The following is a 15,758-nucleotide window of genomic DNA, read 5'->3' on the forward strand; positions in this document are numbered from 1 at the left end:
TTTCCGTTACTAACTCTACAACAAAAATTCCGGAGAGAAAAAAATAAACCCACTAAGTGTCTCAGCGGGCAATTCTCCTACATAATACACAGTAAACTCTACACTAACATCGGGTCATCATTTTTCTTGGGGAAGATAAACATGAGTGTATTTGTTTCTAAGACTTTGTATAGCCCTGGCTTTTTGCCAAATACCTCATTCCCAGCTTTGTTTCATTTTACTATATTGGTAAAGATTAGGTGAACACAAGAACCGCCCCGTGCTTCCTCAGTGATTATTTTTCATCTGCCGGATTAACCTTTTCATTACCTCATCTTGCTCTCTAGTACTTCTTGTAGGGACAGTGTACACGCCGCCCTTTACCGCTCTCTCCAACTGCATGACATTTTTTCGGCTAATTGTTTTTATCTTCACAGTTAATCTCTCCTTCAAAAGTAGGTCGTAACCAACTGCTCGGCCGCTTCTGTCGTTAATACAAGTTTCCGTGCTTTTCGGCTTACAACTTCAGCATTCCTTTATCGTTAACTTCTTCAACGTACAAGTGTTGGAATTATAGTAAACAGCCCAATCAAACTTACTCCAGCCATACTTTGAACTAATTTGATTTAGGTCTTCCCTTGTCACGGAACTTACATCAGTTGGGTATATTTCTCCAGATTCTCTATGCTCTAAGCATGGAGTATATTGATCTACGATGATTGACACTTCATGAGTGAACTCACTGTTGATTCCTTTCATTGGAGGGCTGGCAAGGCTTCTTTTTCCTAAAAAAGAAGTACAAAGTTGTGTACGTATTCGTTGCACGACTCTGTACTTCTATTTTGCACTACACATAAGTCATCGTTTATCTCCTTTCCTTAGATTAGGTATGTGCATGGAAGTTCTGTAGTAGGTGCCTCCATTGTACAAGATAACGATGGCTTTTTTCATTTGATAACGGGCTATTTACTATACTAGGCACTGAGACCTTCTGTGAAACAAGAAAGTGGTGACAGCCATCATCACCCAAAGGGAATCTATACTATGCCAAGAACATTCATTCGACAAATTTCAGAAAGTGCCTGGGCACAAAGCCCTTAAGAATAGCCCATTAGTAAAAGAACATCAAGAACATTTGTTCACGTATAACAAAAAAGAAGCATGAGAACTGTCCCCGTGTTTTAGATACGTATATGTGCGTTCAACGATTGATTAAGCGTGTATCCCATTAATGTTTTTTCAACAATGTGGAAGTCAAACAACTTATCAATGCCATTTATAATATCCTCTTCAGGAAACCTTTTGGCTTTATCTCCTGACCAGCGTTTGAATTCATCTACAATTTCAGCTTGTGTTAGTTCTTCTTTTTCTTTTAATAAATACGTAATTGTAGATAAACATTCTAATTCATGATTGGTGTTGAATGTGTTAACGTATTCTGCTGCTTTTTTAATAAATGGTTGTAATGTTGCAAGCTTTAATTCAACATGACCACTTACAATTTTATTATACAAAATACCATAGGCCTCTTGTGTACTTTTGACACCATGATACTTCTGAAATTCCTTAATGTTCCTGCTGATAATAGCAATAGAATTATCGTATGGCCCGTATTTATGTCTTGTGAAATTGAAATAATGCTCCCCAGAAAAAACATCCATATAGAAAGCTGTCTTTTGAAGTCGTAACGTATCAAATTTCTTGAGGTGGTGTTTGATATCCATTAAAACAAGCCCAGATAAACTTAAATTGGGTTCAGATTTTGGTTGAGATACGTAATTTTGAGACGGTTCGTATATAAGAATTTGAACATTTTCATCAACAGCGGATAACTTTTTCTCGATTAACGCTTTCACATCATTCCAAATTAAACCGCCATTTCCACTTCCTAAAGGTGGAATAGCAATCGACTGAATACCCAATTGCTCTATTAACTTTACAAGCTCATCCAGTCCTTTTTCTACATATTCAATCTTAGACTTCGCTCTCCACTTATTTTTTGTCGGAAAGTTAATAATGATTTTACCGTCTTCTTTAAAATAATGTAGCTTCCCAATTTGCAATTCTCCTGTTTTACATGCTTTGACATAATCTTTATTATTGTTAGGGAACTGCATTTTGAACTGATAAGCAATACCTTTCCCCATATAACCTTCACAATTCACGGTATTCACCAAGGCATCAGCTGATGATTTTAATAAATCACCTGTAGTATAGATAATCACGTTTTCACCTCTCTTTCTTCAACAGTTTTTTCTATAGCCAGTGACCTATATCCACAAACGGTGGCATTTTGTAAATTCCTTTTGATTGCAATTTCTTCTTAACCATCGCCCTTGTTGCTTCATTTTTTACATAAATACATTGAAAAAGCTTGGCTGGAACAACTAAAGGCGTCAAACATTCAGCCATTTTTACATTCTTAGTATATCGTTCTTCCGTTCCTGGTGTGTGCATCGTATCCCAATCAATTGCTTCAAAGCCCTCACCATAGTCATATAATTGATAATTTTCTTTATTGTTAAGTGGATGTATTGGTAGTATTTTGAAATTATTTTCTTTGGCTAGCCCTCTCGTAATACAAATATATATGAATTCTTCATCTGCATATGTGCTTTTTACAGCAACATCGAATGAGGAATACGGATGGAAATGAAAAGGTATATATTCATCCAATCCAAGTTCTGTTCGCTTAGTAATGATTTCTTGGTTTGCAATATCAAAAAATCGAACATCACTATCTTTCACTAATTTTCTTGATACTAAACCGTGTTCCAATATGGAGTCTAGGTTCGACAATCTTGTCAAATGATATAAGAGTTTGCTCGTTTTTATATTATCAATTGCCATGTTTGAATTCCACCTTATTATAATACTGCCAATATAGCAAGCCGTGATATTTATTCGATTGAGTTAAGATTTAGTGGGAGTTTTTTTCTACAATGTGAAGCAAAGGGACGGTTCCTTTGCTTCCACTTGAGATAATTTCACCATCAATTGTAGCGTATTCAAGGGCTGGGTACATGAACCTAAAGGACAATCCCCAACATATCCCACGCTACGCCTTAAAAGATAAGATTCGCAGAAACGCCTAAGATCCTTGCAGCCTGACGTTGTGATAGTCCATCTATTCCTTTTATTTTTCTCAAGACTTCATTTCTTTTTAACCTAGGTAAACTCTTTACTTGCGCTATCTCAATCGAACCTAGTGTCTGTCTAATTTCTAATCTCGCATCTTCATCCATTTTTCTACTATTATTAATGCGTTCATCTAGACACTTATCATGATTCAGCTCTTCATTAAATGCTTTAAATTTCTCTTTTGCAATTGTTCTATCTCCAGGAAACATCCCTAATAGTAAGTCTTTATCCAACTAATCACTCGGAAAATAACTTTTATCATAGTATCCAAGACAACTGCTCCACTTCCCTTCATCAACCTTATCTACGACACCAGCTTTTACTGGGTTTTGATGAATATACCTTTTAACCGTTAGTAAATAATTATCCGTTTCTACATTTTCACTTTTGAATCACTTTTCACCCTAGCTCTTCGGGGCATTTCTTCACTCCTCAAGATAAAGTTCAAAATATGGGATGATAAATGTCTACCGCCAATCCTTTCTGCCCATTACCAGAATGTAACATTGTCATAGCTTCCCAGATGGGTTTGTCATAGGTAGGTGTAATACTTAATGGAATGTCTGAGGTGTGAGATGTAGTAAATAAAGAAGGGGTGAATTAACTTGAAAAGACTCGATGACTTCATGTAATGTTTCAACAAACCGGATCTCCAATCATTTGAATAAAAAGCAGCCATCACCTGATGCTTCGACTCCTTCGCAAAGCGTCTGGGAGACCTACAATACAAATTCCTTCTACATCAGATAACAGCTGCACATCAGCTTGTATTCAGTACCTATTCAGTACCACTGCATCCCTTTTGCCCAATGCTTTCTATCACAGCAGCCCATAACCTCACACCTTACACCTTTTGTTATATTCAGAATAGCCCATTAGTAAAAGAATATCAAGAACATTTGTTCGTGTATAACAAAAAAGAAGCACGAGAACCGTCCCCGTGCTTCTTTGGGGTAGTTTATTCTTCAAAGTCATGGTTGCGAATGTATGCTGTATTCCGCCCAGCACCAACCTTGATTATAAAACCTTCCTTCAATAAGTCTGATAGTGCTTTTTCAATCGTAGTAACGCTAATGTCTGGACAGAGTGTAGCAATTTCTGCTTTTGATATCTTCCCTACCTTAGTCGCGAAAATATGTCGGACACGTTCAGCTTTGGTAAGCCCTTGATTTCGTATCGTTTCAACCCTACTGCTAAACTCTTTATAGGCACTTAGAATAACTCCTAGATAATATTTCACAAAAGGAGCATAGTTATTTTTGCCCTCATGCCATCCTTTTGAACTTTCCTCTAGCACTTCATAGTAGCTTTCCTTTGTTTTCTCAATAATCATCTCAATACTGATGTACTTCCCCACAATATACTCTTCTTGATAAAGGAGTAAAAGTGTCAGCAAGCGACTCATTCTCCCGTTTCCATCATTAAAAGGATGAATGCTTAGAAAATCAAAAATGAACTTTGAGATTAACAGTAGCGGGTCAATCCGACTTTGGTTCACAGCCTTTAAAAACGTAGTGCAAAGCGCTTCCATGGCTTCAGGTGTTTCATATGCAGATAAAGGATGGAAACGCACCCGCTGATTCCCTTCGCTGTCCACTTCCTCAATTACATTATCGATGTTCTTAAAACGTCCTCCTGTCGCAGAAGGGCTGTATGTGTATAAATCTCGATGTAACTGCAGTATGACGTTAGGCCTCACTCTGATGTACTCATAGTTTTCATGAATCGTATTTAACACTTCACGATAACCAGCTATTTCTTCCTCATCACGGTTTTTTGGATCCGCATTTTCTGCGACAAGCTCACTTAACCGGGCTTCCGTTGTGAAAATCCCTTCAATTCGGTTGGACGCACCAGTACTTTGGATTTTAGCTACCCTAAGCATAGCCTCTAAAATATTTGGCTGCGCCTCCATAAAAAGCTCTTGTTTGCCTTTGTATTCATGGATCGCTGAAAGAAGGTTTACTATCTCAGGTGTATAAAGTTCTTGATCTATCTCAAAATAATCAAATGATTTCATCATTATCTACCTACCTTATCCGTTGCCTTTATGCATAAACAATACCCCTATTTTATGCACAAAAGCAACATGATATGCAGTTCCTTAGCCTTTTAATTAATTTTCCATCTTTAGTCCTTCCATATCTCCATTTTGTTTTCTCCGTTAAAAACCATCCCCTTGATGCTAAAAAGATAAAAAATCAATATCTAGATTATTTTCAAATCAAAAACGCTAAATCTGGTATGAAATTCACGCTTTTTATCTTTTCATCATCATACTTTTACAGTTTTGATTACTATGCGGTGTAGATGTATTTAAAAATGGATAAAAAAATAGCCCATCACCGATTAAGGTAATAAGCTTGATGAAATGCATTCCTTCTATTAGATAGTAACCCTAGTAAAGAGAGGCTATATTCTTTTACTTTTGTACAACTTTCCACAATAACGCCAGATCTATTGAATAGTATATTTGTACTACGTAATACAAGAGTTAGTCTGGACCGTTTGCAGCAAACGGAGGACGACCTGCTCATTCTCTCGTTCTACCCACTAAACGGATGTAGTGCGAGTGCTGCCTTCGATGGGTAATTCTCACTCTCTTGTGGCAACAATAACTGTCGTCCATGATAGGCTTGGTAATAATTGGACTGTATTTGTGCACTTACTTGAATCTCATAATCTTGTGAAACAGTTAATAGCCCAGCATCAAAAAGGCGGTGCAAATCAATCCGCAACACAAGTCCATTTTGAATATGGTTGCTCTTCTCATTGATGTAAGGCTGGATATGTGCCGCTTCTAAAACTTCCGATGTCCCCTCGCCTGAAATCGCACATCGACTTCCATACGCTTTCAAAAGGTCCTCCCGAAATCTATCTTGTTGTACCCGTTCTTTCACCGTCTGACTTATATGGCTCACACTCTCATCCATTAAAGGAACAAACCCCGGTGCACCAACGGTCTCCACATTACCTAACGTTTCCGCTTCGTCATACCTTAAGCCAGCCCCTCTAATTTCGTGAGAATACCCAGCCTCAATGTACCACTCCTCAATAAGTGGTTTCATTACTTCCACAAAGCGGAGCATCTTTTTTGTATATTGCTCCATTACCTCCAAGTCATTCCATTGGGAAGGGTTGCTTTCGATTTTCCACCTGACCCCTTTCCATTTCTGTGCGGTAACGTCGATCTTTTCTTTTGATACTTCCAATGCTATGGCGATATCTGTCCGGTACTTCTTCATGAAAGCTTCAAAAGGCTTCTTCTTCACTGACTTCTTTTTCTTAAAATCTGGTGTAAACATGAACCTTACGGACCGTTCCGAACCAGGGGTGCTAGTATAGGAAAAGGTAAAGTAATCGTCATTGGGATAGGGCTTAATAATAAGCCAATACTTACTTCGATCCAGCTGCTTCTTTATCCTCACATCTGAATAAAACGGTAAAGACAAAAGCAGCTGCTTCTCCATATAATCAGCGAGTACAAAAAATCGTTCTTTTTTATCCATAACACAACTCCTCTGACCACATTATTTTTTTACTCTATACGACCAACAGCATACGAAATCCTGCCAGACAATCAAATTATTACTACTAGAGGGTACAAAAAGGGGTAAAATTTTTTTAACGCGCGTACATTGCCGTTACTTTATCCATACATATATATTACAATCCACCCTCCCAATGGACTGCACAACATGATAAAATCGTTTCTATGTTTTCCTCTTCGATAAGCGGTGTTTGTCAATATAGTTGTCGCATTTAAATACTTTAGTATTTCGAAAAATGGCATCAATCCCAAGATCAGTCAAGGCTACCGCGCTGCGCTTGCTGGCCTGGTGATTTGAATCGAAAGGAAATGGGGAATATTATGGTTTCCTCAATACTTCCGTTTGCTCCTCATCTCGCATCGGATTAAGTGCTACTTGTTCATTCGGTGTCCAATTTCTTACGCCTCGTGCCCAGCGTTCGGGATGCCTTGCCTTCGCTGCTTCGTATACGTCTTTTCGCTTTTCCAATATGGCTACGTGTTCTCCCTTATGACACTGTACGGGCGTCACAAAATTCAACCCACTATGTAGGTGAATCTCGTTGTACCAATGGACGAATTGCTGTGCCCATTGTCTCGCTTCCTCGAGTGATGCAAACCCTTTGTGTGGAAAATCGGGTCGATATTTGAGTGTCCGAAACATCGCTTCTGAGTAAGGGTTATCATTACTCACACGTGGTCTTGAAAAGGAGCTTTGGATGCCCATTTTCTCTAGTAAACTCAAAAATGTCTCGGCTTTCATCGGGCTCCCATTATCTGAATGCAACACGAGTGGTGCCCCTTGGATTCTTTCATTGATGACTGCTTTTTTCACGAGCGTTTCGGCGTGTTTTGCCTCTTCTGTTTCCCAGACTTCCCAACCAACTACTTTTCTACTAAATAAATCGAGAATTAAATAGAGTCGATAAAACAAACCTTTCACAGGTCCACCAAGCCACGTAATATCCCATGTCCATACCTGGTTTGGCAATGTTACCAGATGACTTTCAGGGATCCGTCTCTCGGGCTTTTGACTACGACCACGGTGATGCTGCATGTTTTCTCCCCGTAACACACGATAAAATGTGGATTCTGACGCAATGTAAGTTCCTTTGTCCGCAAGCTTTGGTACAATTTGTGTCGGCGGTAAATCGGCGTACTCTTCTTGTGTGACAACCGTCAGAATCTCCTCTTTTTCTTCTTCAGACAACTTACTTTTTGGCACGGGTCTTTCGACGATTGGACGCTGGTCGACCTTTACATCACCTTCTGCCACCCAGCGTTCACGAGACAATCCCTTTTTACGACAATACTCAGCCCTAACAGAGGGGGATGTTGACTTCCTTCACGTCTAGTGATAGACTCATTTGTATTAAAGATATTAAGAGTCTTTAATACCTGTTTTAAATGAGGAGGTTATGTATGAGGTATTCAAACGCTACAAACTTCGCCCTTCATACGATGGTCCATTTAATGCTGCAGCCTAGGGACAGCTCGGTGGGAGTGCAGGAATTAGCCGCAATGCAACATCTTTCCCCGACTTACCTTTCTAAGATATTAACCAAACTTACGAAAGCCGGTTTAATCGAGTCGACGCCTGGTGCGAAGGGGGGCTATAAAATCTCCAGAAAAAAACATGAAATATCCTTTTTAGATGTTATTCATGCGACTGAAGGAGATACTAGCTTATTCGACTGCTCCATTCATCATGAAGGCTGCTTGATTGAAAACGTAATGAGGCAGGCAGAGGAAAATATGAAAGCTGAACTGAAATCAAAGCTTTTGATCAATATTGCTAAAGAGGCAGAATCCAAACAGAAATAACAAAAAAGTAATATTAAAGGAGTGGACAAAATGATAGTAGACTGCGCTGTGATTGGCGGAGGGCCAGCTGGACTGAATGCTGCATTAGTTCTTGGAAGGTCAAGACGTAAAACTATCCTGTTCGATGACAACAAACCGAGAAATGCGGTTGTTTCAGAATCTCACGGGTTTATCACAAGGGACGGTATTGATCCTCAGAAATTCAAAAGGGTTGCCCATGAAGAATTAAGCAAGTACCCAGACGTGAGGATCGAAAAGCAACGGGTGCATCGTATTAATAAAGAAAACACCTTGTTCCAGGTGGAGACAGAAAATGGGGAAGTATACAGCGCGAAAAAAATCATTCTCGCAACTGGCTTTAAGGAAGTCCTTCCGGATATCCCACGGGTGAAAGAGTTCTATGGCAAGAGCCTGTTCAGCTGTCCTTTCTGTGATGGCTGGGAATTAAGAGATCGACCGCTGGCAGTGATTGCAAATGATCAAAAGGCGCTTCATATGGCGAAAATGGTATCCAATTGGACGAACGATTTAATTATTTTTACCAATGGAAATAAGATACTTTCGCTGGAAGAACAAGAATTGCTCAAAAGCTACGGAATCAGTATTAATGAAAAGAAGATCGCCACTTTCATTGGCGAAGACGGGATGCTGAAAAAAATTCAGCTTGAAGATGGTACGACAGTGCTCCGTGAAGGAGGGTTTATAACTGCGGAATGGAAACAGGCTGCTTCTTTTGATTCTACACTTAAATATACATTAAACGAGCATGGCGGAATTGAAACCGACAGCTGGCAACGCACGAATACGGAAGGGGTATTTGCTTGCGGAGATACGCGAATTGCCGGTCCCTCCCAATTAATTGTTTCGGCAGCAGAGGGCTCTATGGCTGCCATGTCTGTGAACGCAGCACTGATAGAAGAGAAATTTAACCAGGATAAACAGCACGCTTAAAAAAGAGGAGGATATATATGCATCACCCGAATGGCAAGCACAGCAAAGGAAAAGTATCGTACTTGGAAAGTCCCGAACGAAGAAAAGAATTCTCGCCGGAACAGCTACTGAACATGATTCCTTTAAAAGAAACGGACAGCATCTTGGACTTTGGCGCTGGAACCGGTTATTTTTCCATCCCTGCGGCTAAAAGGATCATGGGCAACGTATACGCGCTAGATATCGACGCTGCTATGCTGGAAATAATAAAAGAGAAAGCCTTGAAGGAACAGCTTACGAATATTGTCCCTGTGCAAGGGAGTATGGAGGCACTTTCTTTACCTGATGGCTCTATCGATATGATAATTGCTTCTCTGGTACTGCATGAAATACAGCCCCTGGCACCGCTGTTACATCAAATGAAAAATGTACTAAAAAAAGAAGGCTATCTAATCTGTCTTGAACTACAACCAAAAGGAAGTTCCGAGAAGGCACCGAGAATTACATTGGAAGGAATGGAGCAGGAAATGAAAGAAGCCGGATTTCAGGTAACAGAAAAATTTTTCCCAGCGAAATCTCTATACATTCTCGTTGCGCAGAAGACGGATTAAAAGATTAAATTTCTGCATAATTAAGGACATTAAGTGTCTCTAAAGTATACAATTAAAATTGAGCTGAAGGTGTGCTTATGTTTAAGAAGCAATACTAACAAAACAAAGCAAAGCAAAGTGCTGCACCGTACAACGATTCTATTCAATAGAAAATGATATTCCACAATCGGCGTGATTGCGGAAGACCAAAAGCCTAAATCCTCGCTAAAAATAAGGAGGATTTGGGATTTTTTACTTCAAAATCGTTGACGTTATTCTATTCGTAAATACTTTGTGTAACCGTCAAGTAAAAATGAACACTTTTCACTAATTAATTTTGGACACTTTCGTCCCCAAAAATGGAAGAACGATGTTTCATTCGATAACCTTCTTCCCCCTTAAAATGTATCACTTCTGCACGATGAATGAGCCTATCCAATATGGCGGTTGTGATACCTGGATCACCTAATAATTCCCCCCGTTCTTGAGGGGCCTTATTTGATGTTATAATGACGGATGATTTGTCATATAAGTCATTAATCAAATGAAAAAACAGGTTGGCTTCACGTGTGTCCATCGCCATATACATCAGGTCATCTATAATGACCAAATTAGAATCTCTGATGCTTTTCATTCTGGTCTGTGACTTTCTTGTAAATTCCTCTGTTTTTAATGTGTGAATGAGTTCCCCCATGGAGACAAATGACACCTTGTAACCTTGATAAATAGCTTCTATTCCTAGTGCCGTTGATAGGAGAGTTTTACCCACTCCCGTTGGTCCTAAAAGAATGAGGTTGTATAATTTGTCTAACCACGTGAACTCTTTTAATTGGTTGATTTGCTTCTTGCTTATCGACTGCTGCTCTTTCAAGTTGAATGCATCAAGAGTTTTATAGAAAGGGAATGCGGCCCATTTTAACCGTTTTTCAATTTGTTTTTCATCACGGCGCTTTTGTTCATAATCCGTTAAGTGATGGATAAACATTCGATACGTCCAATCTTCTTCTTCCGCTTTCGAAATCAACGTTGGGAGATAGTCGGCACCTTCTGACCCCGTTTTCCGTTTTCGCACAAGTTCATATGGGGGCTAAATAGTTTTAAGCAATACGGAACCCGCAATTATACCTCTGCATCTTTATCTATAAACGCCAGTATCTCATCATCACTAGCAGCGTGTGCGCATTATGTAATAAACAATGTAATCTGATCCACCTTTATACCCATTGCACCTGTAAACATCTTAATACTTTCTATATTGCGGGCACTATGACAGCTAATAAACCATTCAATGTTCTTCTTATTTTTGTTTACGTTGATTATCTTTTTAAAATAATCCCAGTCCACAGGAGAAAGTGAATGGCCAACAATGATTATTCTGCTCACATTCGACAAGCCATCAAAGAACTCTTGATTATTCTTTATTATATCCTTGCAGTTCTTTGTGGTTTCTTCATCGTACCAAGAAAGGTTCCGTGCCGCCGTATCAATTGCTGCTTCTACCATCTCGCGTTTCCGACTGTTTTTATACTTCGGCAATCTGTAATCACCAACTAAGTCATCGTCACCTGCACCAGGAACATGGCCAATTATCAACTTATCCTTCGGGTGGTATTTCTCTTTCCGTCTGCAACCATGAATATAGCAAACATTCTCTTTTTTTACGCCATACAACTCTTCTATAAATTCCGTATAGTTAAAGTTAAGCGTATTGGAATTACAGACTACTCCATCGAGCGGTCTGTAGGCCATATCCGGCACTTTCAATGACTCTACCCACATACGAAATCTTCGAGGCAAATCATTAGTTATCGTTTGCGAAGGTCCAGTCGCTGTGTCAACAGCTGCAAAAAAATCTGCCGCCTGTGCATCCGGGTCATAAGCATTGAAGTCGTCAAGCCACATATCAATAACTTCAAACATAGCTCCACTGTTGATATGAGCTAAAGCATCCTCAAAATCAGCCCACACATCTTCAACATTCAGGTAGGTTTCAAGAGCAAAACGCAGTGAATTGTTTTTCCCGAGCGAATCTCTGAAATTGTAATAACTGGACTTTACACCATGCATCAGATCAAAGCCATTACCTATGATGTTAAGTGTGACTGATGGATCACCTGTTGGAAAGCTATCAATGCTTACGCTCTTGAATGGTGCAGCGATTAATGCCTGTTTGAAAAATTCAGCTTGTTCTATCAGTTTCTTTGCTTTTTGTTCTTGTTCCCACTCTTGTTTCCTAGCAGTACGACACTTCTTACAGCGTTTCGGCAATGTGAGATTCTTATTTTCATAGAAGGCTTGTTCTCCAGCAGTAAAGTAAGGAGCACCGCAATCTTCACATATTCTTAGGTATTCTTCTGCCACGTCCTTCACCCCCTTTTCCCATTTAAAATGCTTCTTCGCTATACCTGATGGGGTGTGATGACTGTGAATAAACTTCGTCGCCAATGATCAAGTTGGCGAAAACGATCAAGAAGCGCGAACATGGGTAATGCGATTGATGGCAGAAATGCCGGTCAATACGGTAGCCCGAGAAATCATAGAACACGATACATGCTGAACAGGTAGTCGAACACTTTGGGAAATGATCTCCTCATCGTTTATTCAGAGTTTTGTTGCTACTCGCTCATTATAGCTCACGCCTTCAAAATATGGACATTATACTCGTCCACTTCCGGACAGGCAATACAGTCAACTTTCGGTAATTTTAGGGTGTCAAAAACAGTGAAACAAGAAAATTTGTGTGATGACAGGCACCCCCCAAAAGAACTTTGTCTCGGTTTACAATATTGGTGAAAATTAGGGAAACACAGGAACCGTCCCCGTGTTTCATGATCTCCTCATCGCTTATTCAGAGTTTTGTTGCTACTCGCTCATTATAGCTCACGCCTTCAAAATATGGACATTATACTCGTCCACTTCCGGACAGGCAATACAGTCAACTTTCGGTAATTTTAGGGTGTCAAAAACAGTGAAACAAGAAAATTCGTGTGATGACAGGCACCCCCCAAAAGAACTTTATCTCGGTTTACAATATTGGTAAAGATTAGGGAAACACAGGAACCGTCCCCGTGTTTCTCCCAGTATCTTATTCACAGGTCCTCATCCCAATCTTCTTATTTTAAACAGCAAATTCAATTCCCCTAAAACTACAACTATTGCATAAGTTACACTGACTGAAATAGCACTCTTAGGAATTACAATAAGTAACACTATTAATACTAATAGTCTTACTAAATTATTTATAGCATTGAGTTTTGGTACACCATAGGAATGAATCAGGATATTGAAAAGTCCAATATAAATTAACATAACATGGGCTAGACCTATGATCCAAAAAACAGGAATACTTTCCTTGTAGACTTCATCTAATAAGAAGTATATCATCACAGATATAATTGCTATTATTATAAATCCTAGGCCCACAACAAACGGTAAAAACTTTAATAACTTTGCCGTATAAACTTTACGCTGTTCATTAGTTTTTATAATGGTTATATCAGGCATTATTACTGTTCTAATTGTATCGTTAAGTAAAGAAAATACTACAACAAAAGTAATGGCACTGCTATATAATGCAACTTCTTTTTCCGAAGAGCTAGCACCAAGAGTAAATTGAGGAAGTCTTGAAAGCAACATAAAAAAAAGTCCAGAAAGTGCAACCCATTTACTATAAGAAAAACCCACAGTTAGAAATTCTTTCCAATCGGCTTTGCGAAAAACTTTCATTAACCCCCTGTTTTTTACCACATCAAAAGATAAAAGTAAAAACAGTGGTAAAGCATATAATGTTAAAAAGACGTAATTTACTTCAAATTTATCAACTATTAATATTAAAGATATAAATATCAGTCTCAAAAACCCATAAATAAAAGTATACTTTTTAAAGTTGGTGAAGTTTTTTTGAGCTTGCTCAATTGCTCTAACTGTCATCCAAAGGCTAAGTAAACCACCTGACAAATAAGATATATAAATTAAAGATTCATAACCTTGTAATATTGGAAAAAAGTAAATTGATACTTTTGTTATAGGAAAGCTAATTATTATATTTAACAAAAACACCATTAGCTTCCATGAATAAGATAGACTTAAAAATTCCCTGCTTTTATTTTCATTTCCTAGATTATTAAACTTCCTCACTATTGTCGTACTTAACCCGAAGTCTAAAAACAACGCCCATAACATAGTAATAGACATAGCTATTGCAAAACTAGCAAAATCACTTACTTTTAATAGCTTAGTTGCCAAAAAAATAATGATGAAACTTATAGACTGATTAAATATGTTTGCGGATAAAACTCCGGAAATTGTTCTTATACCACTACTTTTATAAAGTCTTAATACTTTCTTAGAAGGACTCATCTTACAATTAGACAACCCACTTACCTCCTTTCCAAATTAGTAATTACAAACTTCAGATTTCATTAACAAGAATAATGACTCCGTTCGTTCCATTTTATTTGCCATCTAACCTGTCCGATATATATTAAAAACGTTTAACTATTTTCTTATGTCAAAACTATCAATCGTATCTCTGTTGGTGTACTCTTAATATTCTCATTAACATTAATACGTTCATAAAAAAGATATTTTGACCTAAAAAATAGTAATGATACTTCTCTTTTTTAACCATTAATCTACTGTAAAATTTCCTTAATCAAATTTAGATAATTATTAGCAACTTGAGACGAATCAAATTCATTTAACCAATTCTCTAATTCTTCATTATCATTAATATTCAACGGCTTTTCTATCCCATTAATCATTGCTTCAGCCAAAAGTTCTGAGTTTTCAATTGGGACAAGTCTACCAAATTCCCCATCTCGTAAAATTTCATTTGGTCCACTTGGGCAATCAGTAGAAACTATATTGCACTTTAAAGCAAGAGCTTCAATTAAAACAGTTGGTAATCCTTCATATTTAGAAGAGAGTACAAACATATCCGCATTTCTTAAGAATTTATATGGATTCTCTTCAAACCCATGTAAATCAACATATTCTTCTAGACCTAAATCTTTAATTAATTTCTCTAATTTCTCACGATCTTTTCCTTCACCTAAAATTATAAGTCGTGAGTCAACCCGACTTTTTAAAATTGAAAAAGCTTGGATTAAATTTTCAAAATCCTTCTGCCTAGTTAATCGTCCAATACCTATAATGATTGGATTCTTTTTGTTTTCGTACCAACTATGATTAACTTGCTCAGCTGCTTTTACATAAAGAGTATTAGAAATTACAGGATTATAAATAACTTTCATTTGTTCATTATCAAGCTTGATATATTTACGAAGATCATCCTGTACACCTTTAGAGACAGAAATGATTCTTTCAGTTTTAGGATACAATTTTTTCATTAGAATTAATTTTATAATATTAAATAATGTATTTTTTTTACTTTTCTTATTGACACTGCTTAGATTTGCGTGTTCAGTAACAATAATCTTTGTTTTATTTTTAGAAATCCGATTAGCAATTATTGTAATTAAGTTAACATGAGACATCCCTGATATTAATAAATCAGGCTTTTCCTCTTTTAAAAATTTAAGTAGGGCAGGTATTGAATCTCTCATTCTTTTCGTTTTAAGCTCATATATAGGGATCTTTGATGATAATTGATTAACAAAAACTCCTTCTTTTTTATTCAATACCATCAAAAATTCTATATTATCTTCATTCGCTAAATTATTTAATACATTAACAACTACTCTCTCTGCTCCACCACCATTTAAGGTTGGTAAATAAAAAGCTACTTTCCTTTTCTTAAACAT

General features: G+C 37.8%; 14 protein-coding genes and 1 pseudogene. 3 read left to right on the plus strand and 12 right to left on the minus strand.

Annotation, left to right across the window (positions count from 1 at the left end; translation table 11 throughout):
- Positions 1-267: 267 nt before the first annotated feature.
- The 8 genes and pseudogenes from HHK01_RS08075 to HHK01_RS08105 form a co-directional block, all read right to left on the minus strand.
- Positions 268-414, minus strand: a complete 147-nt coding sequence (locus tag HHK01_RS08075) for a hypothetical protein (protein WP_170007308.1) — start codon at positions 412-414, stop codon at positions 268-270.
- A 90-nt stretch (positions 415-504) separates the two neighbouring features.
- Complete coding sequence (locus HHK01_RS15565) at positions 505-738, minus strand: hypothetical protein (RefSeq protein ID WP_228027516.1); 234 nt, start codon at positions 736-738, stop codon at positions 505-507.
- Between the two features lie 422 nt (positions 739-1,160).
- Positions 1,161-2,204 (minus strand): type II toxin-antitoxin system antitoxin DNA ADP-ribosyl glycohydrolase DarG, encoded by a 1,044-nt coding sequence (darG, locus tag HHK01_RS08080; RefSeq protein WP_170007309.1) that lies wholly within the window; start codon positions 2,202-2,204, stop codon positions 1,161-1,163.
- Positions 2,205-2,235: 31 nt separating this feature from the next.
- The gene (locus HHK01_RS08085) at positions 2,236-2,829 is read right to left on the minus strand and encodes a DarT ssDNA thymidine ADP-ribosyltransferase family protein (protein ID WP_170007310.1); all 594 of its coding nucleotides are present in this window, start codon (positions 2,827-2,829) and stop codon (positions 2,236-2,238) included.
- 215 nt (positions 2,830-3,044) lie between these two features.
- The gene (locus HHK01_RS08090) at positions 3,045-3,353 is read right to left on the minus strand and encodes a hypothetical protein (protein ID WP_170007311.1); all 309 of its coding nucleotides are present in this window, start codon (positions 3,351-3,353) and stop codon (positions 3,045-3,047) included.
- A gap of 725 nt (positions 3,354-4,078) precedes the next feature.
- Positions 4,079-5,143: a Fic family protein gene (locus HHK01_RS08095; RefSeq protein WP_265575534.1), complete on the minus strand. Its 1,065-nt coding sequence runs from the start codon at positions 5,141-5,143 to the stop codon at positions 4,079-4,081.
- 523 nt (positions 5,144-5,666) lie between these two features.
- Positions 5,667-6,629 carry an HNH endonuclease gene (locus HHK01_RS08100; RefSeq protein WP_170007312.1) on the minus strand — a complete coding sequence of 321 codons (963 nt, stop codon included), beginning with the start codon at positions 6,627-6,629 and terminating at the stop codon, positions 5,667-5,669.
- A 360-nt stretch (positions 6,630-6,989) separates the two neighbouring features.
- A pseudogene (locus HHK01_RS08105) lies at positions 6,990-7,949 on the minus strand (IS3 family transposase); the annotation flags it as partial.
- Between the two features lie 122 nt (positions 7,950-8,071).
- On the opposite strand from HHK01_RS08105, the gene HHK01_RS08110 reads away from it, so the two are divergent.
- The 3 genes from HHK01_RS08110 to HHK01_RS08120 are packed head-to-tail and all read left to right on the plus strand — an operon-like array spanning position 8,072 to position 10,014.
- Positions 8,072-8,473 (plus strand): Rrf2 family transcriptional regulator, encoded by a 402-nt coding sequence (locus tag HHK01_RS08110; protein ID WP_170007314.1) that lies wholly within the window; start codon positions 8,072-8,074, stop codon positions 8,471-8,473.
- Positions 8,474-8,503: 30 nt separating this feature from the next.
- Complete coding sequence (locus HHK01_RS08115) at positions 8,504-9,424, plus strand: NAD(P)/FAD-dependent oxidoreductase (protein WP_170008719.1); 921 nt, start codon at positions 8,504-8,506, stop codon at positions 9,422-9,424.
- A 17-nt stretch (positions 9,425-9,441) separates the two neighbouring features.
- On the plus strand, positions 9,442-10,014 hold the full coding sequence (locus HHK01_RS08120; protein WP_170007315.1) for a class I SAM-dependent methyltransferase: 573 nt from the start codon (positions 9,442-9,444) through the stop codon (positions 10,012-10,014).
- Between the two features lie 310 nt (positions 10,015-10,324).
- On the opposite strand, the gene istB is transcribed toward HHK01_RS08120, so the two are convergent.
- The 4 genes from istB to HHK01_RS08140 all read right to left on the minus strand — a co-directional run bounded on the left by istB (position 10,325) and on the right by HHK01_RS08140 (position 15,758).
- On the minus strand, positions 10,325-11,065 hold the full coding sequence (gene istB / locus HHK01_RS08125) for an IS21-like element helper ATPase IstB (protein ID WP_228027518.1): 741 nt from the start codon (positions 11,063-11,065) through the stop codon (positions 10,325-10,327).
- Between the two features lie 110 nt (positions 11,066-11,175).
- Positions 11,176-12,354: an AbiH family protein gene (locus HHK01_RS08130; protein ID WP_170007316.1), complete on the minus strand. Its 1,179-nt coding sequence runs from the start codon at positions 12,352-12,354 to the stop codon at positions 11,176-11,178.
- 738 nt (positions 12,355-13,092) lie between these two features.
- Positions 13,093-14,367: a lipopolysaccharide biosynthesis protein gene (locus HHK01_RS08135; RefSeq protein WP_170007317.1), complete on the minus strand. Its 1,275-nt coding sequence runs from the start codon at positions 14,365-14,367 to the stop codon at positions 13,093-13,095.
- A 260-nt stretch (positions 14,368-14,627) separates the two neighbouring features.
- Positions 14,628-15,758 carry a glycosyltransferase gene (locus HHK01_RS08140; RefSeq protein ID WP_170007318.1) on the minus strand — a complete coding sequence of 377 codons (1,131 nt, stop codon included), beginning with the start codon at positions 15,756-15,758 and terminating at the stop codon, positions 14,628-14,630.

Origin of the sequence: Bacillus fonticola (assembly GCF_012955605.1) — a bacterium.
Classification (GTDB): domain Bacteria; phylum Bacillota; class Bacilli; order Bacillales; family JC228; genus Bacillus_CG; species Bacillus_CG fonticola.

Coding starts and splice junctions, on each gene's coding strand:
- HHK01_RS15565 (WP_228027516.1), bottom strand. CDS start 738: ATGAAAGGAATCAACAGTGAGTTCACTCATGAAGTGTCAATCATCGTA.
- HHK01_RS08085 (WP_170007310.1), bottom strand. CDS start 2,829: ATGGCAATTGATAATATAAAAACGAGCAAACTCTTATATCATTTGACA.
- HHK01_RS08095 (WP_265575534.1), bottom strand. CDS start 5,143: ATGATGAAATCATTTGATTATTTTGAGATAGATCAAGAACTTTATACA.
- HHK01_RS08100 (WP_170007312.1), bottom strand. CDS start 6,629: ATGGATAAAAAAGAACGATTTTTTGTACTCGCTGATTATATGGAGAAG.
- HHK01_RS08110 (WP_170007314.1), top strand. CDS start 8,072: ATGAGGTATTCAAACGCTACAAACTTCGCCCTTCATACGATGGTCCAT.
- HHK01_RS08115 (WP_170008719.1), top strand. CDS start 8,504: ATGATAGTAGACTGCGCTGTGATTGGCGGAGGGCCAGCTGGACTGAAT.
- HHK01_RS08120 (WP_170007315.1), top strand. CDS start 9,442: ATGCATCACCCGAATGGCAAGCACAGCAAAGGAAAAGTATCGTACTTG.
- HHK01_RS08140 (WP_170007318.1), bottom strand. CDS start 15,758: ATGTTTAAGAAAAGGAAAGTAGCTTTTTATTTACCAACCTTAAATGGT.